This window comes from Pantoea ananatis LMG 2665, assembly GCF_000710035.2.
Classification (GTDB): Bacteria; Pseudomonadota; Gammaproteobacteria; order Enterobacterales; family Enterobacteriaceae; genus Pantoea; species Pantoea ananatis.
Map to the genome: position 1 here is coordinate 1,118,603 of NZ_JMJJ01000004.1, position 20,763 is coordinate 1,139,365.

The following is a 20,763-nucleotide window of genomic DNA, read 5'->3' on the forward strand; positions in this document are numbered from 1 at the left end:
TCGGTAAAGGGGATTAAATCATATTGCGTAAAGGCACGTTTTGCTAAAGAGAACGATCGTTTCCTAAAATACACTTCAACAGCTGATATCAAACCTACAACTTTATAAACAAGTAACAGTAAACCCTTAAATCGCGTTCCCAGAGCTGATATTGTACAAAAACGCCTCCAAGCCCGACGCCATGAGCGCCATTGCACGCTACTTCGACAGTGCGTCACTGCCTACTCAGCAGGAAACGCTGGGAAGCATTGCGTCAGAAATCCTTCGCGTAGGAAAAAGCCTGAACCGCACGGCCATTTGTAGCAAGCTTGTCCGTCGCCTGGAACTGGCAGGAAGTGCAGAAGAAGAGCAGCACTACTGTGAACTCCTTCGTATTTTATTCGGCCCTAAAGCCGGGAACTGATGCCCTACGACTGCCAGGCTGAACCCCAATACTCGTTTTTCCCACTCATCTCCCTCACGTTGACCGCTTTTGCCGCTGCATAATTCCTGAGGCATAATCTTACGCCGTCATTACGCACACGTTCAGAGCCGTGGCCTGGAGATATTCAGGGGAACGCTGAAACGCGCGCAGTGGTTACATCGAAAAGTGATACCCCCTGGTTATCATGTCTCAAAACCGGACATTTATATGCTGACGCCAGTTAACTCTCTGCTTACTGCGAAGCGTACCTGTTACTTCTGAGATTATTCACTGTTACCTGGCTCAAAGTACGGAGTAATCAGCATATGAGGAATAGCGAGAGAAGCGAGCGCAGCAAATAGCGATTTAATGTCTGCGTCACTAGAGGGGTACATGATACAGGTTGTCACGGCCGCCAGCAGAATTGCCGCTAAAAGCACCGGCCAGGTCGCATAAAGGTAACCTGTGTAATGAGCATAACCCAACTGAATTCGACGTAACCGGGTTTGCGGCAGGGCATGCAGAATTAAAAAACCCATGGAAAAGCCGACAAAAGGTGGAAGGATCAGCAAGGCCAGCGTTCCGGTAATGAGCCGCACATCGTGACGAATCAATCCGGTGATAACCAGGCTAAGGGTACAAAGTGCGCCCGCGTTAGCCATGAAAAACGTCACGGAACTGAGCAGTGAGGGTGTCAGTCCTGCCTGGTGAAGGATGATGTTGTATTCTCGCAGGTGGAAGAAGGCTGGGGTCGCTATCATGCTGACTCCTCTGGCAAGGCGCTCTGACATCCCTCCCTTTGGCGCATCCTCAAGGGCAAAATGCAGCGCAGATGCCAGCAAGAAACCGGGTAATGCCAGTGCCGGCGACCAGTGCCACCAGAACAGGCAAAGCAGGATGATCACGCCATAAGCCGCCAGGAATGGCAACTTACGCCCGCGTTTTACTATTGCCAGATCGCTGGCACCGTGTGCCATGCCAATCACACCTATTGCTACTATGGCAAACATTAACTGTACGCGCAGCGGACTGAAAGAGGCAGCCAGCGCTGCCCCCCACAGTCCTGTCCAGCTGGCAGTTTGCCGCAGACTCATACCCGCACAGCACCATCTGATGTGGAATGGCGCAGCGCTTTTTCAAGACTGGATGCAGCGTAAAAGGCGTAAAACACCTTGGCGATGATATCAAGAACCAGGAATGCCCATACGGACGCAGGGTCGGTGATGACTTTTAATCCTTCCGGACCGACAAGGAAAACGATAGGGTAGATAAACCAGACCACCGTCAGCAATGCGACGTTTTTGTTGTAAGCGACCGCCATCGCCCTGCCGCGCCCAGCGGCAATCGTACGCAGCGGTCCCCACAGGAGGTAAACCACGCCAAGAAACGCAGCACAGGACCAGAGATACCACACCCATTTTGCGGCGAACGTTGTCGCCAGTGCAGAGACCAGACCGGTAATAATCATCATCACATCCAGAATGATGATAGCCGTTAAAAAACCACCCATCTCACCCGGTTTACTCTGTTCATGAAAGGCGACCATAACCAGCCCCGCCAGTAATACAGGTGTAGTGACGGACCAGTCAGCATAGCGGGCGAGATAAACGATGCTGCCACTTTCGGTCGCCAGATTACCGAAACCAAATGCCATTGCCAGATAAGCGGTTGCCGCAATAAAAGGGACCGAGGCATGCATTAACGTATGATGCCGGAGGGGGAATATTTTTTTGCCTGAGGCATAAATCACCAATGACGCAAGTGCCATGACCGAAAACCCGATCAAAAATGCGGTTTGATCCATAATACTTTCTCCTTGCACAGACGCCCTCACAGGGCCGTTTGCGCTGCCATAAATTGAAATTGTTTTATATTCCGAATGAGAATATGCATAAAGTATATGACGTGCCGTTCAAATTGCTAATGATGCAACAGTGTGGACGGAAACTTCGGCGAAATACATTGAATAAGTGATTCTTTATTCGTCGAGTCCGGAGGGATAAATGTAAAAATCTGTTTCACTAACTTTCATTTTTAACAATTTGTATCCAATAAAAAAATGGGACCATTTTATTTTTTATTTTAATATTATGGGGTTAAATTGTTTTCTTGGTCTTGAGGAATTTGAAGGTAATTAATATGAAAGAGAAAGAATTATATTATTCGCTAGAGAAAATAAAACACTGTACTAAGTAAAGGACAAGGTTTCCAAACAGGTCAATGGCGCTGTGTTAATTGGCACTTTGTATAATAACAGGTCGTTACTACGTCGCTGGCGTGATTTTCTAAAAGAAACCAGCTGACTTAATATGGCGGTCGTGACCTACTCTCATTGATCAATACATCGCGATTTTAGTCATGTCCGCTTTTGACACAGAGCGGACATGAATTCAGTGCAATTTTGGCTGAGAGCAACCAGCGGGGTAGCTCTTAATGGAAATGTCTGCGTTTTCATTCACCCAGCACATCACCTAAATTTTGGGGATATCGTTTCTGATTTGCCCGGAAAATGTTTTGGTGGAAAATTTCAAACGCGACAGAGCTCGTTGGCACTTACTTTCCATTCGTCAACCTGAGCGGGATGTTCAAAAGAGTAATAGACGCGAGCATCCTCAGGCAGAATATTACGCAGTGCCTGCATACAATTGGCCTCGCAGGGCCGCAATTCAATATAGGCAGCCGTGATGGGTATTACATCATCGGTGGAATAGCGCTCGATGCGGTCTATCGCGGCAACTAGCGCCGCCATTTCGCCATGTAGCCTGACCCAGTTATGGGTATAGATTCCTGGTGGCATGCTTACCTGCATCCGACTGTTTCCGAACGCATAACGAATATTCCCCCGAAGCCTGTACTCGACTACTGCACAGCAAGACTCAGGACCGAAACCAGGTTGTTCCACTCGTTTCTTTTTGTCCTCCAGCGTGCGCCTGACAATCGGATAACCGGAATTGAGAGAGTATTCAGTTTTTATAAGTTGCATCAGAGACACTTATACTTAACTATTATTAATAAATTATATGGAGTTCCGGCGCGAAATTCCATATAAAAGGGCACTAAGGGCCGTGAAAGTTAAGGTATGCTTAATAATAATTAGCGAGATTTAATCATCCTGCGTTTTCCTTCGGCTTTATCAGCACGATACCTGCCGCTCCGCATCTGTACTGGCCCACTTCATATCTGTCGTTCTGTCCAGCCAGTCCTTTATGGTTCGGGTCAGTGAGTATTCCGTCTGTAGTCATGACGGCTCAATCATCGGGTTTACCAGAGCCAGTGGAAATTTTACAGAGATGCGCTTTGTCGATGCCATCCCGCGGGGGAGAGCCACATTACTCCTGCAAAGGCCATTCATGATCAGGACGTTCATCAACTTGATGTTGATGAACAGAATCATCAGGCGGTTGCCTTTAACAAAAAGAAAGGCTTTATCAGGACGGGCCGCTTTGAGCCTGATGGTCAGGGAAGGCGCTGTGCGTCATTGCATAGGCAACGAGCGTGAATATCAGCCGCATTATCTGCTGCCACCAGCGCCTGCCATGCTTGTTGTGTGATCGAATAAAACAGGCTGGGCGGCGCATTATCCACATCATGAATCTCTTTAAGAAATCGCAACCCGGTTTTTTCCAGCACGCGGATAGAGGCGTGATGATGGCTTCTTACCCGGGCTGATATCGTATCCAACCCCAGTTCGCGAAAACCATACTCCAGCGCGAAGCGCGACAGCTCCGTAGCGTAGCCCTTACCCCATGCGCTGGTGGCAAACCGATAGCCAAGATTATGAATGGTTTCGTCACCGTGAATGCGAACGCTCAGCCCACCGAAACCGATAAGGGTATCCGGTGCATCCTGGGTTGCTATCGCCCAGCTGTCATAGCCATAACGCTGGTACGATCGCAGTCTGTCGGCCAGCACCTTTTGCGCGTGAGCCAGGTCAGGATAAGGGCCTGCCGGGTTAAACGTATTGGTCGCGGGATCACCGTAAATCCTGAACAGATCCTTGTCATCGGAAGGGCGCATAGCTCTGAGCAATAAACGCGGGGTCTGAAGATGCACTATAAACCTCAGTGTAAGGCCATCTGAATGGCATATTAATAGCGCGTTTACCCGACGAGGAAAAGAGATGACGATTCAGCAATTGCGTATTGCCCGACCCGTTACGGATTTAGCCGAGAGCAGCGCAATGTACTGTTCGGGCCTGGGCCTGATGCCCATTGGGGAATTCACCGATCACGAGGGATTTAGTGGGGTGATGCTGGGCGACGAAACCCTGTCCTGGCATCTGGAATTTACCCAATGCCATCATCATCCCGTCAAACCGGCTTCAACAGCCGAGGATCTTCTGGTGCTGTATTTGCCCAATGAAGCGGACTGGCAGCAACGCTGCCTCAGCCTGACCCGCGCAGGTTTTACGCGCGTAACATCGTTTAATCCCTACTGGGCTGAAAACGGCGCTACCTTCCAGGATAAAGACGGTTATCGTACGGTGCTTCAGCACGGCACCTGGCGATTGTAGTCCTCTTTTTCAGCCTCATCCCTTGAACCTGCCTGACGTCACAGGGGGCAAGTAATAAGCGTGCGGTTAACGTGAACGACTGAAGCAAAACCGCCAAATATGTGAGGCGGGCAAGGGCTTGGTGGCCGGGGAAACGCGTGGCATGATGAGGGACATCTTTCAGCCTAAGAGCCAACACGTGATCAATATTGCCTGCTTACATACCGCCGCCAGCAATATCGCCATTTTTGACGATGCTGCCCGTCAGCTTGAGCTGAACCATCTGCAGCTTAGCCATCTGGTCATGCCGCACCTGCTGGCTGAAGCTGAAGCCAGCGGCGGCCTGACCGCAGGACTGCACGAGCGGCTGGTTGCTCTGTTACGGGATCTGCAACCGCACTTCGATGTCATTCTGATCACCTGCTCGACATTAGGGCCGGTTTCCGAAGCCTTTACCTCATCCCGACAACCTTGTGCTGTCTGGCGTACCGACGGCATGTTGGCAAAAGCCGTGCATCAGAGCGCAAAGAAAACGGTAGTGCTCTGTGCGGCAGAATCCACGCTTGGCGCAACGCGTGCGCTGTTCTGTACCGACGGGCAAACGCCGGAGATCCGCCTGATTCCCGAAGCCTGGCAACGCTTTAAAGCGGGAGATGGAGCGGGATATTTTCACTGCGTACGTACAGCGGTGGAACATGCCTGGCAGCAGGGCGCAGAGCGGGTGGTATTGGCACAGAGTTCGATGGCACCGGTTGCGCAGCAGTTTCCGCCTGAACGTCAGCCCCTGTCCGGTCCGCATCTGGCGCTGCTGCAGTGTCACCAGCAGGCTAACCGTTAAGGCCGCAACCTGGTTGCGGCCAGGGTCAGTTATTCGTCCTGCGTCAGCGTTCCTTTCGCGCCATGGGGTTCTGAGCGCAGATACTGCGGCGGTGCTTTGACATTGGCATTGAATTCGGCCGCGGCGTGCCATGGCCAGCGTGGGTTATACAACATGCCGCGCGCCAGGGCGACCAGGTCGGCTTCCTCCTGTTGCAAAATATCTTCAGCCTGCTGTGGCTCGGTAATTAAGCCTACCGCAATCACCGGAATGCCAATCTGCTGGCGGATGTCGCGTGCAAAAGGAACCTGGTAATTTGGCCCGACCTTAATCTGCTGTTGTTCCGACAATCCGCCGCTGGATACGTGGATGTAGGCACAGTTCAGGGATTCAAGCTGCTTAGAGAAGGCAATGGACTGGCCGACATCCCATCCGCCTTCTACCCAGTCGCTGGCCGAAATACGCACCCCAACCGGAATCTCTGCGGGTACGGCTTCACGTACCGCATGAAACACTTCCAGTGGATAACGCATTCTGTTTTCCAGCGAGCCGCCGTATTCATCACTTCGCTTGTTGGATAAGGGAGAGAGAAACTGGTGGAGCAGGTAGCCATGCGCGGCGTGAACTTCAATTAATTCTATTCCCAGACGAACCGCGCGTTTTGCCGTTGCGACAAAAGCATTTTTAACGCGCTCGAGATCGCTGGCCTGCATCTCCAGCGGAGGATGCTCGCCATCACTGAACGACAGGGCAGAAGGGGCCTGGGTTTGCCAGCCGCCATCCTGAGGCGCAATCTGTTCGCCACCTTCCCAGGGAACGGTGCAGGATGCTTTACGCCCGGCATGGCCGAGCTGAATGCCGATCGGCATATCGGAGTACTGACGAATATCCTGCAGAACCTCGCTCAGCGCCGTTTCTGTTTCATCGTCCCATAAGCCTAAATCGCCATAGGTGATCCGGCCGATGTCCTCAACGGCGGTAGCTTCAATAATCAACAAGCCTGCACCCGATAAGGCAAGGTGGCCCAGATGAATACGATGCCAGGCGGTCGCACTGCCTTCATCAGCCGAATACTGACACATTGGCGCAATGACTATCCTGTTATCCAGGGTTAACTCACCCAGAGAGAAAGGGGAAAAGAGCTTGCTCATAAAAACCTCATTGTCGGCGCAGGGGGAAAGTGTGTTGAAAACTATAGTGGCTGATGAGCAAACGCGTACTTCTGGCAGCGTAACAATTTATTGAACAGTCTTATTTAGTTACAGCATACATAAGAAACGTGAAGATCAGGCAGAATATGTAAAGCGTTCACGGCCTGAAAAAAATGAGATAACGTTGCGTAAGCAGGGGAAAACGGGAACCCCTGCTGTTATTGCCGAAGATAACAGCAGGGTTCAGAGTGGCTAATAACGCATTGCGAAGAGTGATCGGTCACAATCAGGCTCTCTGCAACGCCTTCTCGTCAAGCGCATACAGCGTCGCGGTGGCTTCCAGAATATGCTGCTGATCGTTACCCGGTTTATGGGAATCAACGTGGGTAATGTGATAGCCCACAGCACCGGCCTCCGTTGCTTTGCGCAGCAGGGCATCCGTGATTTCTTCCATCGATGTCGCCCAGGTGACGGTTGTCACGCCCATCGGCTTGATGGCATTTTTTTCATCCTGAGACAAACCTGTACGGATAAACACAGGGCTAACGGTCTGAGGAGAGAAGATAGACAAAATATCCTGAACAAGTGCTTTCATTTTCGTGCTCCTGAGTATCTGAAATTACGGCATCACGCGCCTGTTGAGCGCCATCGATTTTTTAATTCATTCGCCATGAGTTCGATTAACGCGGTCATGTTAAGGACTGTCGGCAAAAGTTATAAAATACCTTTTCCGGTTAACGAATTTGGCTTTTCTTGCTAATCAGATGCTTATGAAAGCTTCAGCCACACTTGAGCTGAAATATGGAAGGTTTTTTGTGTCTGCTTACAGGTTGTGAAATCTGGATACAAAATGCCAACACGAACTTAACAATCAAGCCAGCAAGAACAGCACAGTGGGATAAAAGGGCGCGCGGCGTTGGGCTGACAGACGTTTACATTAATTGAAAAAATTGAAATCAGCCGCATTGTTCAGGTAACAGGTTGATAAGTAACAGGCTTACCCGTGATGAAATTTGCCTTAGGGAATTCTCTCGTCCATCGGCACAGGATTTTCATAAAACTGTCACAACGCATCCCAATACTGCACAGCCACGGAGTAACAAAAAGACATCTTTCGACATTCTTTGAAACCTGTTTCTTTGTTCAGGCGGTCGCTGTCATCATTATGGAGAGTTTTATGCCACGTCAACCTCGTCTTGACCCTTCCTCTACTGTGTTTTCCCTGCGTCAACTTCCTCTGTGCCTGCTGGCTCTGGGCGGTCTGACCCTCAGTGCCTCTGCGTTTGCCGACGCCATCAAAGCGAAAAACGTCATTGTCATGATTAACGATGGTGCAGGCTGGGGAACATGGGATGCCACCGCATACTGGCAGTACGGTGGGCGCGATAAAACGCCTTATGCTGGATTCCCGGTAAAGTATGCCATGACAACCTATCCACTCAACGCCTCGAAAAAAGCCACACACAGCAATGAATCCCTTGTTAATTATGACGCGCAGAAAGCCTGGGACACGACAAAAACCCAGAGCAAAGAACTGCCCTTTAAGGGTTACGAATATCTGGCCATAAATCCTACTGACAGTGCGGCGGCGGGCACCGCGCTGGCATCCGGGGTAAAAACCTATAACAATGCCATCAACGTCGATAACATGGGTAAACCGGTCGACTTCATTACTCTGACAGCCAGGGCACAGGGGAAGGCCACGGGCGTCGTCACCAGTGTGCCGTTCTCGCACGCCACGCCAGCGGCCTTTGGTGCGCAGAATGCTTCCCGTAACGATTATCACGCGATCGCCAGACAAATGCTCACCGCCGGTAAGCTCGACGTGATTATGGGAACCGGACTGCCGGGCTTCAACGTGAATGGAACGGATTGTCAGCATCTGGCGAAAAATGAGTCCACCGCCGGCTGTGGCAAAGATGCGAACCTTTATCTGGCGCAAACCGAATGGGATTTACTCCGCGCGGGTAAGCTGGCGCCAGCGGGCGGTCAGCCGTGGAAAATTGTGCGCAGCACGGAGGCGTTTACCCAGTTGGCTAACGGCTCGCTGAACTATGATGGCCCGCTGCTGGGATCGCCCAACGTCGCCCCCAACGGAACGTTACAGCAGGGCCGGCAGGGTGAATTTGTTGGTAAAGATGCGGCGAATCCATCAGGCGATGCATTTATTACCACGGTGCCAACGCTGAACCTGATGACCCGTGGCGCGATTCAGCATCTGAGCAAAAATCCGAACGGCTTCTTTATGATGGTCGAAGGTGGGGCAACCGACTGGTCTGCCCATACCAGCAATGCCTGCAGTGGTAAAGGAGACTGGGGCAACACGTATAACCCCAACTGCGTGGGCGTTGAATACGGCCGTCTGATTGAAGAAAGCGCCGATTTTAATCACGCCGTGGCCTCTGTCATTGAATGGGTCGAGACAAACAGCAACTGGAACGAGACCTTGCTGATTGTTACCACGGATCATGATAACGGCATGCCGATGGGGCCGGATGCGCAGACTCGCGCATTTGAACCCGTCATCAATAACGGCAAAGGCGCCATGCCGGGCGTGTCTTTCCGTCCCACCGGCAATCACGCTAACGCGTTGGTTCCGCTGTGGGCAAAAGGTGTGGGCGCTGAAGCCTTCGCCGAACGCGTGCGCGGTAACGACGCGGGCTATGCCAAATATGTCGGTTACAATCAGGGTGATTACATTGATAATACCGACGTTTTCACCGTTGTAAAGGCCGCGCTGGAGGGAAAGGCCGTTGAAAAAATTATGCCCGGGCAGGCCAGTAAATCCTGACGTGACAAAGTCACAATAAAGAGGGCGCGTGATGCCTTCCTGACCGCATCAGGTACGCGGTGCCGGTGAATATTCGCTCACCGGCACCGCTGTGTTATCTCCGTCACCCGCACAACACGTCGATGCCTTCTCTTTTTTTTCCGCCGTCAGCAATATTCTGCTGGCTCATTCGTCTACCTCATCACAAACGTGTGTTTATCACTGATGAGGTCATCCTGATATGAGAGATTTTGATCACCCTTCGTTCCGCCATGCCCGTGCCAGGGGCAGAAACCGACTGGCGAAGCCGTTGATAGTGGGCGCCGTTTTTATCGTCGCACTGTGTCTGCTGGTCATGTCACTGTGGAATGCCTTGCTGCCCGCGCCTATCGGGGTTAAAACGATCGGTTTCTGGCAGGCCGCAGGGTTGTTGCTACTGTGCCGGATTCTGTTTGGCGGCCTGGGTATCAGGCCGGGAATGTTTGGCCATGCCCGGCGTCGTATGCATGAACGCTGGATGCAGATGACACCGGAACAACGAGACGCATTTATGAAGCAACGTCGGGAAGGTTTTGGCCATCGGGGGCAACACTGCCGTGATAAACGCCGGGACGAACAGCCTCCGTCGTCAGATGACAATCATGCAGCCCGGACTGAGTAGACGATGAAGGCCAGCGCATCGCAAGCCTCATCGTGGGTCAAAGCGCTTACGCTCTGCAGAACGAAACTCCAGCGATTTATTCGTGCCCGTACCCCAGCACGGGAGGACGCTGACGATATTTTGCAGGAAATTACCTGTCAGTTGATCGGCGTGGAACAGCCGGTTGAGAATATCTCCGCCTGGCTGTTTCGGACGGCACGTAATGAAATGACGGATCGGGCGCGTAAGAAGCGGGAGTTGCCACTTGCCAGCTACATGAAAAACGACGAGGAGGATGGGGTTGAAAGCGAACTGGCTGAAACCCTGTTTGGCATTCCGCAAACCCCTGAAGATGATTACCTCAGGGCGCTACTCTGGGAGGCGCTGGAAGCGGCGCTAGCCGAACTTCCGCCCGCGCAGTATGAGGTGTTTGACCAAACAGAGCTGCAGGGAATCAGCTATAAAGCGCTGTCAGAATTAACCGGCGTCAGTGTTCAGACCTTGCTGTCGCGCAAGCATAAAGCCGTACTGTATCTACGCATGCGCTTGCGGGCGGTCTACGACGATCTGGTCAGTGAAGATTGAAAAAAGGCGGCCATGACGGGCCGCCAATGTTCGCATTATCACCTTGAAAGGGGAAGGATGACGCGATCAGCCCTTCACGCCGCCGGCGGTCAGGCCGTTAACCAGCCAGCGTTGCGCCAGCAGGAACACCAGGGTAATAGGAATGGCAGAGAGAACGGCGGGTGCGGCAAAATCGCCCCACAGATAGTTTTGCGGATTAAGATATTGCTGCATGCCCACGGCCAGCGTGTAACTGTTGACGTCACGCAGCAGCAGTGAGGCCACCGGGACTTCCGTTACTGCAGCGATAAACGCCAAAATAAACACCACGGCTAAAATGGGCACCGATAACGGGAGTAAAACCAGCCGGAAAGCCTGCCAGGGCGTTGCGCCATCCAGCGCCGCCGCTTCCTCCAGCGAGCTATCAATGGTTTCGAAATAGCCTTTTATCGTCCAGACATGCAGCGCGATACCGCCAAGATAGGCGAAGATCACGCCGCCATGGGTATTTAAACCCACAAACGGCAGATATTGCCCGAGACGGTCGAACAGGGCATAAAGCGCAACCAGCGACAGCACCGCCGGGAACATCTGAAAAATCAGCATCCCTTTTAACAGGCTCTCACGCCCTTTAAAGCGCATCCGGGCAAAGGCATAGGCGCAGGTGGTGGACAGCGCCACAATGCCCATTGCGCTGATAGCCGCGATCTTGACCGAGTTCCACAGCCACAGCAAAACAGGAAAGGGCGGCGGCGTGACTGAGCCGTCAGCATGCTGAACGCTGAAGCCCAGCGCCAGCCGCCAGTGTTCCCAGGAGATATGTTCCGGAATAATACTGCCGGTGGCAAAATTTCCCGCGCGCAGCGAAATCGCCACTACCATCAGTAAGGGAAACAGTATTGCCGCAATAAACGCCAGCAGCAGCAGATGCGTCATAAACAGACGTAACTTCTGCGATTTGGGTTGTACCATCGCCATCATGACTCCTTAGTCGAATTTCATCCGCACGGCTTTCAGATTGATCACCGCCAGTGCGCCAACCAGCAGGAAAATCAGCGTGGCGATAGCCGCTGCCAGACCAAAGTCCTGCCCGCCACCGCCTTCAAAAGCAATACGCCAGGTGTAGTTCACCAGCAGGTCGGTATAACCCGCAGGCGTGGTCGTGCCGAGCCTGTCGGGTGCACCATTCGTCAGTAGCTGCACCAGCACAAAGTTATTAAAATTGAAGGCAAAACTGGCAATCATCAGCGGCGTCAGCGGTTTTAACAGCAGGGGTACCGTAATCAGGAAAAAGTTTTGTAGCGGCCCGGCACCGTCCATCGCAGAGGCTTCGTACAAATCCTCGGGAATCGCTTTCAGCAGCCCCATGCACAAAATCATCATGTAGGGATAACCCAGCCAGGTATTCACGATGATCAGCATGGCACGCGCCAGCGTAGGATCGCTGAACCACGCCGGTTTACTGCCAAACAGGGCGTTGAGCATGACGTTGATTTCGCCAAAGCTCTGGTTGAATAATCCCTTGAAGATCAAGATGGAGATAAAGGCGGGCACGGCATAAGGCAGGATCAGCATTACCCGGTAAACGGCTTTGCCTTTTAACGCCTCCCACTGCACCAGGCAGGCCAGCACCATGCCCACCGCCACCGTTAACACTACGGTCAGCAAAGAGAAAATCATCGTCCAGCCAAAGATGGCCAGGAACGGCTTTTGAATCCCCTCGTCGGTGAACACGCGAATAAAGTTCTGCCAGCCCGCGCCCACGGTAAATCCGGGACTCAGACGTTCTTCTCCCCACTGGCCCTTTGCGTCAATCACCTGATAAAAGCCGGTATCCGGATTGGCGCGATAGCTCACGCCGCTTTGCTGGTTTCTTAACGTCTGATGATCCGTTACCACATAGAGCGGGCGCGTCCCTGAAAACTGACGCAAGGAACTCATGACCAGTTCACGTCCGTCAGGCAGCACGGCGCGGAGTTTTGCCAGTGCCTGGCGATGTGTGGTGATGACGCGTAAGTTTGCCCGTTCTCCCTCTGGAGCAGGTGCGCTCACCATCTTTAATGGGCCCGCAGTGTCGAAGGAGAAGAGCGGTGACACCCAGGTCTGACTGTTCGATCCCTCGCTAAGCACCAGCCGCCAGCGATCGCCTTCGGGAAGCAGGCTGAAATTCAGGCCTGCACCGTCCTGATATTGTCTGCTGAGTAAAACCTGCTGCGCACGCTCCTGGGTCAACTGATTGGTGCTGCTGTAGTTGGTAAAGGCAATGCCCACGGTACAGGCCAGAGGGAACAAGACAAATAACATCATGCCGGCCATGCCGGGATAAACATAACGCCAGGCGTAGGCCCTGCGATTGGCATAAATCCCGATGCCGAGCCCGCTTATGACCAGCGCCAGCAGGGCAAACAGGTATTCCCCCTGAGCATACATCAGCACCAGTAAATAACCGACCAGCAAACAACAGATGCCCACCAGTGCGCCTTTCAACACAGAACGATGCCGTCCCGTTTGCGGTTTTTCTGACATGACCCGATTTCCTTAACGGCAGGTTGCAGGCCAGCAAACTGGCCTGCGCTGAACGATTTACTTGCTTAAACGTGACTGCGCATCCTTGAGCGCGGCATCAACGGACTGACGGCCGCTCAGCGCGTTAAGGGTGGCGGTGCGCATGGCGTACCAGAACGCGGCCATCTGTGGGATGTTGGGCATAATGTCACCGCGTTGTGCATTGTTCATGGTGGCGGCAATACGCGAGTCTTTCTCCAGCTTTTGCTGGAAGGACTTCAGCGCCACCGCACCCAGCGGTTTATCTTTGTTCACGGCCTCAAGGCCGGCATCCGTTAACAGATAGTTTTCCAGAAACTCTTTAGCCAGCTCTTTGTTCGGGCTGGCCGCATTGATCCCGGCGCTGAGTACGCCAACAAAAGGTTTGGTGGGCTTGCCGTTTAACGTCGGCAGCGGCGCGACGCCGTAGTGAATACCGCTCTTATCGATATTGCTCCAGGCCCAGGGGCCGTTAATGGTCATCGCCGTCTGGCCTTTATTAAAAGCGGCTTCGGCAATGGAGTAATCCGTATCGGCGTTCAGGACCTTAGCTTTGACCTGATCGACCAGGAACTGCATGCCGGCTTTGGCTCCGGCATTATCAACGCCGGTGTTTTTGACATCATAGTGTCCGTCCGTCAACTGATAGGCATAAGCGCCGCCGGCTGCTAGCAGCGGCCAGGTAAAGTAGGGCTCCTGCAGATTAAACATGATGGCGCTTTTGCCTTTCTCGCGCAGCGACTTATCCAGGGCGGCCATCTCTTCCCACGTTTTCGGCGGCGTGGGGAGCAGGTCTTTGTTGTAGATTAGCGATAGCGACTCAACCGAAACCGGATAGCCAATGAGCTTGCCGTCGAAGCGCACGGCGTCCCAGGTGAAAGGAAAGATTTTTTGCTGGAAACTGCTGTCCGGTGACACCTCGGCTAACAGGCCGGACTGGGCGTAACCGCCAAAACGGTCGTGCGCCCAGAAGATAATGTCCGGACCGTCACCGGTCGCGGCCACCTGCGAGTATTTCTCTTCCATTTTATCCGGGTGCTCGACCGTAACGTGAATACCGGTTTCCTGTTCAAACTTTTTACCCACCTCGGCCAGACCGTTATAGCCTTTGTCACCGTTGATCCAGATAACCAGTTTTCCTTCTTCAATCTTTGCGACTGCGGAAGCGGAGAACAGCACCGCCGAGAGGGCTGACAGAGCCAAAATTTTTGCGCCAGTTTTCATCTTTAACACTCCATCCTGTTAGCGGAAACGAACATGTTGCTTGCCGCACATTCTGCGTGTTCTTACCGGCTTCTCATCCTCCTGGCCTCTACGCCTGCCGCCGTCGAGGTGTGATCGCTGTTACAAAGTGACAGGATTATCACGGTCTGGCTCACACTAAGGTGGGTGCCAGACTGCGTTACCGATCACAAAAATCAGCGCAGCGCGCGACCGCTCTCGTGTGCTGATGTTTTCTCCTCCTCCCGTCTCCTCCCCCAGATAAAGCGCGTCGGTGGAGGATGTGGCGACGAATCACGCTACGCATAGTGAACGCCAGAATTTGTCCGCTGACGTGCGGGCCGCATTAGCGAGTGGAGAGGAAAGTACTATGGCGAGCGTCGTGTTACGCAATGTCACCAAAGCCTGGGGCGACACGGTCGTGTCGAACGATATCAATCTGGAGATTGGTGAAGGCGAGTTTGTCGTATTTGTCGGGCCTTCTGGATGCGGTAAATCAACGCTGCTGCGGATGATTGCTGGCCTGGAGACGATTACCCGCGGTGAATTGTTGATTGGCGATAAACGGATGAATGAGGTGCCGCCTGCCGAACGCGGCATTGGCATGGTATTTCAGTCTTACGCGCTTTATCCCCATCTCTCGGTGGCAGAAAACATGTCTTTTGGCCTGAAGCTGGCCGGCGTTAAAAAAGCGGAAAGAGAGCAGCGCGTAACCCAGGTTGCTGAGGTGCTACAGCTGGCGCATCTGCTTGATCGCCGCCCAAAGGCGCTCTCTGGCGGACAGCGCCAGCGCGTTGCCATCGGCCGCACGCTGGTCGCCGAACCCCGAGTCTTCCTGCTGGACGAACCCCTTTCTAATCTCGATGCCGCACTGCGGGTGCAGATGCGCATCGAGATCTCCCGCCTGCATAAGCGACTCAGGCGCACCATGATCTACGTAACCCACGACCAGATCGAAGCCATGACCCTGGCCGATAAAATTGTGGTACTGGACGCCGGTCGTGTGGCGCAGGTTGGGCGGCCGCTGGAGCTCTATCACTATCCGGCAAACCGCTTTGTTGCAGGCTTTATTGGCTCGCCAAAAATGAACTTCCTCCCCGTTAAGGTCACCGCCACCGCGATTGAACAGGTGCAGGTACGCCTGCCCAATAATCAGCTGGTCTGGCTACCGGTAGACAGCGCCAACGTGCAGGTCGGCAGCAATATGTCGTTGGGTATCCGGCCGGAACATCTGCTGTCCAGTGATATCGCTGACGTCACCCTTGAGGGGGAAGTGCAGGTCGTTGAGCAACTGGGACACGAAACTCAAATCCACATCCAAATCCCCGCCATCCGTCAAAACCTGGTGTACCGCCAGGAGGACGTGGTGTTGGTAAAAGAGGGCGCCATGATGGGCATTGGCTTGCCACCCGAGCGTTGTCATCTGTTCCGAGAGGACGGAAGCGCGTGTCGCAGGCTGCATCAGGAGCCCGGCGTTTAATCCAGCAAAACAATAAAAGCAATGACCTCAGGAGATAGAAAATGTTAACTCTGCGCAAACTTTCCCTTGCCGTAGCGGTGGCGACAGGCACGCTGTCTTCACCGCTGATGGCGGTGGATTTTACCGGTTATGCTCGCTCCGGCATTGGCTGGACGGGCAGCGGCGGCGAGCAGCAATGCTTCCAGGCAACCGGTGCTCAAAGTAAATACCGTCTGGGTAACGAGTGCGAAACCTATGCTGAACTTAAGCTGGGTCAGGAAGTGTGGAAAGAGGGCGACAAGAGCTTCTACTTTGACACCAACGTGGCGTACTCGGTTTCTCAGCAAAACGACTGGGAATCCACTTCACCGGCTTTTCGTGAAGCCAACGTCAAGGGTAAAAACCTGATCGACGCCCTGCCGGGTTCCACTATCTGGGCCGGTAAACGTTTCTACCAGCGCCATGACGTTCACATGATCGATTTCTACTACTGGGATATTTCCGGCCCGGGTGCGGGTCTGGAAGATGTCGATCTGGGATTTGGTAAGCTGTCGTTTGCCGCAACGCGTTCATCGGAAGCGGGCGGCTCTTACACCTTTTCTAACGATCGCATTCGCAATTACGCCACCAGTACCGCAGATGATGTGTTTGACCTCCGTCTGGCAGGGCTGGAAACCAACCCAAATGGCGTTCTGGAGCTGGGTGTGGATTACGGCCGTGCCAATGCGCGTGATGGCTACCGCCTAGAAGATGGCGCATCCCGAGACGGCTGGCTGTTCACCGCCGAGCATACGCAGAGCATGCTCAAAGGCTACAACAAATTTGTGCTGCAGTACGCGACCGATGCGTTGACGTCCCAGGGGAAAGGGCTGGCACAGGGCACGAATATCAATAACAACGGCAAGATGTATCGGGTTCTGGACCACGGGGCGATCAGCCTGGCGGAACGCTGGGACATGATGTACGTCGCGATGTACCAAAACACCGATCTGGATAACAACCGGGGTAATGAGTGGTACACCGTTGGCGTGCGGCCCATGTACAAATGGACGCCGATCATGAGCACCCTGTTGGAAGTGGGCTATGACAATGTGAAGTCACAGCAGGTCGGCAAACGCAATGGTCAGTACAAAATCACGCTGGCGCAGCAGTGGCAGGCGGGAGACAGCATCTGGTCACGTCCTGCGCTGCGGCTCTTCGCGACCTATGCCAAATGGGATGAGAAGTGGGGTTATAACAAAGACGCGGCCGGTGATATCACCACCTTCGCGTCACAGGACAGCACAGGAAACGGCCTGTTTACCAACAGCCGCGGCAACAATGATGAGTGGACCTTTGGCGCGCAAATGGAAATCTGGTGGTGATCCCTTTTCTGGATAAACCGCTGTAGACCGTTTCGCACTGTGTTTCAGGCCGCGGCGGCTATTGCCTGCGTTGCCGCGGCCTGCCCGTTTCTCGAGGTTAAAAATGAAAACGTATAAAACATTCACCGCACTTTGCCTGAGCGCGCTCCTGCTGGCAGGACACAGTCTGCCTGCACGGGCCGCGATCAATCTGATGCCGCAGGATGTCTCTGCAGCGCCCGCCATTCCGCTTACCAGCCTGCAGAGCATGCACTGGCAACCCCTGGATACCGCACGGCCGCAGGTAACGACGTTAACGGCCGGGCACAGTCCGTTAAACGTTGCCGGTATCACTGGGCCGGTCGCCGCTTACAGCCTGCCTGCCACGCTGGGCGAGCTGACAATCACCTTAAGCAGTGAGGTACAGCAGAACCAGGTCTTTGCGCCCAACGTGCTCATTCTGGACGAAAACCTGCGTCCGGCCGCCTGGTTCCCCAGCCGCTGGTTTTCTTATCAGCAACCTGGCGTGATGGCCGCTGACCGGTTGGAAGGCGTGATGAAGTTGACCCCGGTTCCCGGACAGCAAAAAATTTATCTGTTGGTATTCACCACAGAGACGGATCTTGCTCAGACCACAACGCTGCTTGATCCGGCAAAAGCCTATGCCAAAGGCACCGGCCATGCCGTTCCCGATATTCCCGATCCGGTTGCCCGTCATACAACATCTGGCACAGTAAAAATAAAACTGAGTACCCGCTCGGATTCCTCAATACTGGTCGGGCCGCTGTTTGGATCCTCTGGCCCGGCTCCGGTTACGGTCGGAAACAGTCAACCGGCGGCAGTCAGTCGTGCGCCCACTGCGGCTCCTGTAGCGAAAACACAGCCTATTGTTCAGGATACCGAAGGCTATTTTAACGATGCCATTCGCCAGGCGTCGGCGCAGGGCAATATTGATAAAGCGCTCAGACTGCTGGATGAGGCCGAACGGCTCGGCTCGACGTCTGCGCGGCAAACCTTTATCAGCAGTGTTAAAGGCAAGGGGTAATCACTCCGGCAGTGCTGATTTGTTCCATCTGGTGCGCTGAGGTGCACCTTTTTTATGAGGTCAGTGACCTGTCCCTCGCGCTTAACCTGTTCCGTTCTGGCGTAAATTCGCGTCTTTCTCTTTCAAAGAGGCTGATACTTTTGGTCAGGCTTTGCGCAATCCTCAGCCTAAATGATGTTATTGAGGTACCCGATCGTGTTCCAGGACGCGCGTAACCTTCGGCACTGATACAAAAAAGGCTCTATCACAACTGGAGCCTTCATCATGTTAATACGTCTGATTATCTCTTTTTCCCTCATCGTATTTAGTCATTCTGCGATGGCCAGCAACGGCTTTCGCCAGTTCATAGCAGGCGAGCAGCAACGCCCGGTTGAAGTTGCCGTGTGGTATCCCAGTGCAGCGTCTTCGCCCAAGGAAAACATTGCGGATAATCCCGCGTTTACAGGTGTCAGCGTGGTGCGAAATGCTAAACCCTTGCCCGGCTTACATCCTGTATTACTGTTATCTCATGGTTATGGCGGGAGTTGGCGCAACCTTGCATGGCTGGCCGACGCGATGGCTGAACAGGGATATATCGTGATTGCGACCAATCATCCCGGTACCACGACGTCGGATTTAACATCGGCACACGCCAGACAGCTCTGGCGGCGTCCTCAGGATTTAATCATGGCACTGGAGCGGATTCTGAACGATCCCCTGCTGGCAGGGCGTGCTGACGTTAAACGAATCGCCGCTGTCGGGCATTCTCTTGGCGGCTGGACGGTAATGGAATTAGCGGGGGCGCGTTTTAATCCTCAACAATTTGCTCATGACTGCATCCAACATGCTGAGTTGTCCAGCTGTCGGCTAATGACAACACTGGGCCTTGATAACAGGCAAGGGGCCAGCCACCTGAGCTCAGACCTGCAAGACCCGCGCATTAAGGCGGTAGTGGCGCTGGATTTAGGGTTAGCTCGCGGACTCACGACGCAGAGTCTGGGGCATATTCGGCTGCCCGTGCTGATCTTAGCGGCAGGTGTAGATTCGCCGGCGCTGCCTGCCTCGCTTGAATCGAAGTATCTGGCAAAGGCATTATCAAGTGACATTGTCACTTATGGTGTTATCCCCGGCGCGACCCATTTTAGCTTTATGCAGCAATGCAAACCGCAGGGGGAGGCGCTGATTGAGCAAAGCGCGCCGGGCGAAGGGGAAGTCTGCCGGGATGGACAGGGCGTGAACAGAAACGCACTTCATAACATGTTGATCGGTAAAATCAGTGCGTATCTCAACACCGCGCTGCACTATCATCCGTAGCCTGACGAAATGCGGTGGGGGTTTTCCCCGTAATGCGCATAAATTCCCGGTTGAAGTTCGACTTACTGATAAACCCGGTTTCAAGCATGATGTCGGTAATTTTTAGCTGTGGCTGGCGCAGCATGTCCTGCGCCTTTTCTATACGAAACCCATTGAGCCACTGCGAAACGTTGCACTGCCGTGTAGCGTTTACCGCGCGAGAAATATGCCGTGCTGGAATTTCGAGTTTGCGTGCAAGCTTGTTCAGCGTAAGATCGGTATCAAGATAGTAAGCGTGTGCGCGGACAAGGTTTTCGATGTGCAGGCATAAGGGCTCAAGCGTCGCATTCTTTACCTCATCGTCGGTAAGGGATGACGTTTCTTCGGCGTGAGGTTCACCCGCAGGAACGCTCTTTACTGCCCGGACAATGGCAATACAAAGTAACGGTAGTGTCATTCCCTGAAACAGGGCAATTAATTGCGGGGCAATATTCATCATGCTGCTGATAACCGCGTCGGTGAGTGCCGAGAAGCAAAGAAAACATCCCGCAAAAAAGGTCATTTTCTGCGTTATGGAAGCTTCTCTGAAGCGTGATTCGACAAAAAAATCAGCTCCGTTTGTTGCTGCACGTAGTAGTGCGATGCCATAACCTGCATAAATCAGAAACAACAGAGCATCTGTCAGGACGGGCAGACACAGCTGGATGATGATGGCAGTATAAACAGGAATAACTGCCAGCTTCAGGCGACGCGCACGGGATTGATGCGAAAGGCCGCTGAAGCACGACCAGGCCACTGCGGGTAAAAGTGTTGCCAGTATAGCCTGCAGGGGTTTAAGAAGAGAGAAATGCCATTCCCATCTGATCATACTCAAGGATATTAATCATGCCGACGCTGCAATAAACATCATCGCCCCACGGTATTCGCGCTTACCAGAACGAATGAGCATCATCATTAATATCAGTAGTGCAAATAACGTCAAAGCAGGAAAGGGAATCGAAAACATACGCTAACTCAAAAGCCAGAATGGCATCCATTTTAC

General features: G+C 53.2%; 20 protein-coding genes. 10 read left to right on the plus strand and 10 right to left on the minus strand.

All coding sequences use genetic code 11. The features are described 5' to 3' along the window. The first annotated feature begins 151 nt into the window (after window positions 1–151). Window positions 152–403, plus strand: a complete 252-nt coding sequence (gene ycgZ, locus EL29_RS07085) for a regulatory protein YcgZ (protein ID WP_028715133.1) — start codon at window positions 152–154, stop codon at window positions 401–403. Window positions 404–687: 284 nt separating this feature from the next. On the opposite strand, the gene EL29_RS07090 is transcribed toward ycgZ, so the two are convergent. From EL29_RS07090 to EL29_RS07105, 4 genes are all read right to left on the minus strand, one after another. Then, the gene (locus EL29_RS07090; protein WP_013025775.1) at window positions 688–1,497 is read right to left on the minus strand and encodes a Brp/Blh family beta-carotene 15,15'-dioxygenase; all 810 of its coding nucleotides are present in this window, start codon (window positions 1,495–1,497) and stop codon (window positions 688–690) included. Beyond that, on the minus strand, window positions 1,494–2,207 hold the full coding sequence (locus EL29_RS07095) for a bacteriorhodopsin (protein WP_014593707.1): 714 nt from the start codon (window positions 2,205–2,207) through the stop codon (window positions 1,494–1,496). The genes EL29_RS07090 and EL29_RS07095 overlap by 4 nt, the downstream gene beginning before the upstream one ends. Before the next feature lie 723 nt (window positions 2,208–2,930). After that, a complete protein-coding gene (locus EL29_RS23060; RefSeq protein ID WP_227022863.1) occupies window positions 2,931–3,200 on the minus strand; it encodes a hypothetical protein in 270 nt (89 codons plus the stop codon). A 659-nt stretch (window positions 3,201–3,859) separates the two neighbouring features. Beyond that, window positions 3,860–4,456: a GNAT family N-acetyltransferase gene (locus tag EL29_RS07105; protein ID WP_022622780.1), complete on the minus strand. Its 597-nt coding sequence runs from the start codon at window positions 4,454–4,456 to the stop codon at window positions 3,860–3,862. 67 nt (window positions 4,457–4,523) lie between these two features. Here EL29_RS07105 and EL29_RS07110 point away from each other — a divergent pair, with 67 nt between their 5' ends. Together EL29_RS07110 and EL29_RS07115 are read left to right on the plus strand one after the other, a co-directional pair. Beyond that, on the plus strand, window positions 4,524–4,916 hold the full coding sequence (locus tag EL29_RS07110) for a VOC family protein (RefSeq protein ID WP_028715135.1): 393 nt from the start codon (window positions 4,524–4,526) through the stop codon (window positions 4,914–4,916). A 142-nt stretch (window positions 4,917–5,058) separates the two neighbouring features. Next, the gene (locus EL29_RS07115) at window positions 5,059–5,733 is read left to right on the plus strand and encodes a hypothetical protein (RefSeq protein WP_028715136.1); all 675 of its coding nucleotides are present in this window, start codon (window positions 5,059–5,061) and stop codon (window positions 5,731–5,733) included. 29 nt (window positions 5,734–5,762) lie between these two features. On the opposite strand, the gene EL29_RS07120 is transcribed toward EL29_RS07115, so the two are convergent. Both EL29_RS07120 and EL29_RS07125 read right to left on the minus strand, forming a co-directional pair. Further along, on the minus strand, window positions 5,763–6,863 hold the full coding sequence (locus tag EL29_RS07120) for an NADH:flavin oxidoreductase/NADH oxidase (protein WP_028715137.1): 1,101 nt from the start codon (window positions 6,861–6,863) through the stop codon (window positions 5,763–5,765). 286 nt (window positions 6,864–7,149) lie between these two features. Further along, window positions 7,150–7,458, minus strand: a complete 309-nt coding sequence (locus EL29_RS07125) for a YdgH/BhsA/McbA family protein (protein WP_013025782.1) — start codon at window positions 7,456–7,458, stop codon at window positions 7,150–7,152. Window positions 7,459–8,040: 582 nt separating this feature from the next. Here EL29_RS07125 and EL29_RS07130 point away from each other — a divergent pair. The 3 genes from EL29_RS07130 (at window position 8,041) to EL29_RS07140 (ending at window position 10,858) form a co-directional block, all read left to right on the plus strand. Beyond that, complete coding sequence (locus tag EL29_RS07130; RefSeq protein ID WP_028715138.1) at window positions 8,041–9,654, plus strand: alkaline phosphatase; 1,614 nt, start codon at window positions 8,041–8,043, stop codon at window positions 9,652–9,654. A gap of 220 nt (window positions 9,655–9,874) precedes the next feature. Further along, a complete protein-coding gene (locus EL29_RS07135; RefSeq protein WP_028715139.1) occupies window positions 9,875–10,294 on the plus strand; it encodes a hypothetical protein in 420 nt (139 codons plus the stop codon). 3 nt (window positions 10,295–10,297) lie between these two features. Continuing rightward, window positions 10,298–10,858, plus strand: a complete 561-nt coding sequence (locus EL29_RS07140; RefSeq protein WP_028715140.1) for an RNA polymerase sigma factor — start codon at window positions 10,298–10,300, stop codon at window positions 10,856–10,858. Between the two features lie 66 nt (window positions 10,859–10,924). On the opposite strand, the gene malG is transcribed toward EL29_RS07140, so the two are convergent. The 3 genes from malG to malE are packed head-to-tail and all read right to left on the minus strand — an operon-like array spanning window position 10,925 to window position 14,605. Beyond that, window positions 10,925–11,815 carry a maltose ABC transporter permease MalG gene (gene malG / locus EL29_RS07145; RefSeq protein ID WP_029571418.1) on the minus strand — a complete coding sequence of 297 codons (891 nt, stop codon included), beginning with the start codon at window positions 11,813–11,815 and terminating at the stop codon, window positions 10,925–10,927. Between the two features lie 9 nt (window positions 11,816–11,824). Continuing rightward, entirely contained in the window at window positions 11,825–13,363 is a 1,539-nt protein-coding gene (malF, locus tag EL29_RS07150; protein ID WP_019105218.1) for a maltose ABC transporter permease MalF, read from the minus strand. 57 nt (window positions 13,364–13,420) lie between these two features. Beyond that, on the minus strand, window positions 13,421–14,605 hold the full coding sequence (gene malE, locus EL29_RS07155; RefSeq protein WP_024472583.1) for a maltose/maltodextrin ABC transporter substrate-binding protein MalE: 1,185 nt from the start codon (window positions 14,603–14,605) through the stop codon (window positions 13,421–13,423). A gap of 367 nt (window positions 14,606–14,972) precedes the next feature. Here malE and malK point away from each other — a divergent pair, with 367 nt between their 5' ends. From malK to EL29_RS07175, 4 genes are all read left to right on the plus strand, one after another. Beyond that, window positions 14,973–16,082: a maltose/maltodextrin ABC transporter ATP-binding protein MalK gene (gene malK, locus EL29_RS07160; RefSeq protein ID WP_014593717.1), complete on the plus strand. Its 1,110-nt coding sequence runs from the start codon at window positions 14,973–14,975 to the stop codon at window positions 16,080–16,082. A gap of 41 nt (window positions 16,083–16,123) precedes the next feature. Continuing rightward, entirely contained in the window at window positions 16,124–17,425 is a 1,302-nt protein-coding gene (locus EL29_RS07165) for a maltoporin (protein ID WP_024471820.1), read from the plus strand. Window positions 17,426–17,528: 103 nt separating this feature from the next. Continuing rightward, window positions 17,529–18,449, plus strand: coding sequence for a maltose operon protein MalM (malM, locus tag EL29_RS07170; protein WP_024471819.1), 921 nt, complete (start codon window positions 17,529–17,531; stop codon window positions 18,447–18,449). Between the two features lie 264 nt (window positions 18,450–18,713). Next, a complete protein-coding gene (locus tag EL29_RS07175) occupies window positions 18,714–19,742 on the plus strand; it encodes an alpha/beta hydrolase family protein (protein WP_024471818.1) in 1,029 nt (342 codons plus the stop codon). Here the strand turns inward: EL29_RS07175 and EL29_RS07180 are convergent. Then, window positions 19,714–20,589, minus strand: coding sequence for a helix-turn-helix domain-containing protein (locus tag EL29_RS07180; RefSeq protein WP_235193302.1), 876 nt, complete (start codon window positions 20,587–20,589; stop codon window positions 19,714–19,716). The two genes, EL29_RS07175 and EL29_RS07180, sit on opposite strands and share 29 nt — an antisense overlap. Window positions 20,590–20,763: the final 174 nt, after the last annotated feature.

Bases quoted from the DNA above. Each gene is read 5' to 3' on its own strand.
- EL29_RS07090 (WP_013025775.1), bottom strand. From the start codon at position 1,497: ATGAGTCTGCGGCAAACTGCCAGCTGGACAGGACTGTGGGGGGCAGCG.
- EL29_RS07095 (WP_014593707.1), bottom strand. From the start codon at position 2,207: ATGGATCAAACCGCATTTTTGATCGGGTTTTCGGTCATGGCACTTGCG.
- EL29_RS23060 (WP_227022863.1), bottom strand. From the start codon at position 3,200: ATGCCACCAGGAATCTATACCCATAACTGGGTCAGGCTACATGGCGAA.
- EL29_RS07110 (WP_028715135.1), top strand. From the start codon at position 4,524: ATGACGATTCAGCAATTGCGTATTGCCCGACCCGTTACGGATTTAGCC.
- EL29_RS07115 (WP_028715136.1), top strand. From the start codon at position 5,059: ATGATGAGGGACATCTTTCAGCCTAAGAGCCAACACGTGATCAATATT.
- EL29_RS07120 (WP_028715137.1), bottom strand. From the start codon at position 6,863: ATGAGCAAGCTCTTTTCCCCTTTCTCTCTGGGTGAGTTAACCCTGGAT.
- EL29_RS07125 (WP_013025782.1), bottom strand. From the start codon at position 7,458: ATGAAAGCACTTGTTCAGGATATTTTGTCTATCTTCTCTCCTCAGACC.
- EL29_RS07130 (WP_028715138.1), top strand. From the start codon at position 8,041: ATGCCACGTCAACCTCGTCTTGACCCTTCCTCTACTGTGTTTTCCCTG.
- EL29_RS07135 (WP_028715139.1), top strand. From the start codon at position 9,875: ATGAGAGATTTTGATCACCCTTCGTTCCGCCATGCCCGTGCCAGGGGC.
- EL29_RS07140 (WP_028715140.1), top strand. From the start codon at position 10,298: ATGAAGGCCAGCGCATCGCAAGCCTCATCGTGGGTCAAAGCGCTTACG.
- malG (WP_029571418.1), bottom strand. From the start codon at position 11,815: ATGGCGATGGTACAACCCAAATCGCAGAAGTTACGTCTGTTTATGACG.
- malF (WP_019105218.1), bottom strand. From the start codon at position 13,363: ATGTCAGAAAAACCGCAAACGGGACGGCATCGTTCTGTGTTGAAAGGC.
- malE (WP_024472583.1), bottom strand. From the start codon at position 14,605: ATGAAAACTGGCGCAAAAATTTTGGCTCTGTCAGCCCTCTCGGCGGTG.
- malK (WP_014593717.1), top strand. From the start codon at position 14,973: ATGGCGAGCGTCGTGTTACGCAATGTCACCAAAGCCTGGGGCGACACG.
- EL29_RS07165 (WP_024471820.1), top strand. From the start codon at position 16,124: ATGTTAACTCTGCGCAAACTTTCCCTTGCCGTAGCGGTGGCGACAGGC.
- malM (WP_024471819.1), top strand. From the start codon at position 17,529: ATGAAAACGTATAAAACATTCACCGCACTTTGCCTGAGCGCGCTCCTG.
- EL29_RS07175 (WP_024471818.1), top strand. From the start codon at position 18,714: ATGTTAATACGTCTGATTATCTCTTTTTCCCTCATCGTATTTAGTCAT.
- EL29_RS07180 (WP_235193302.1), bottom strand. From the start codon at position 20,589: ATGATCAGATGGGAATGGCATTTCTCTCTTCTTAAACCCCTGCAGGCT.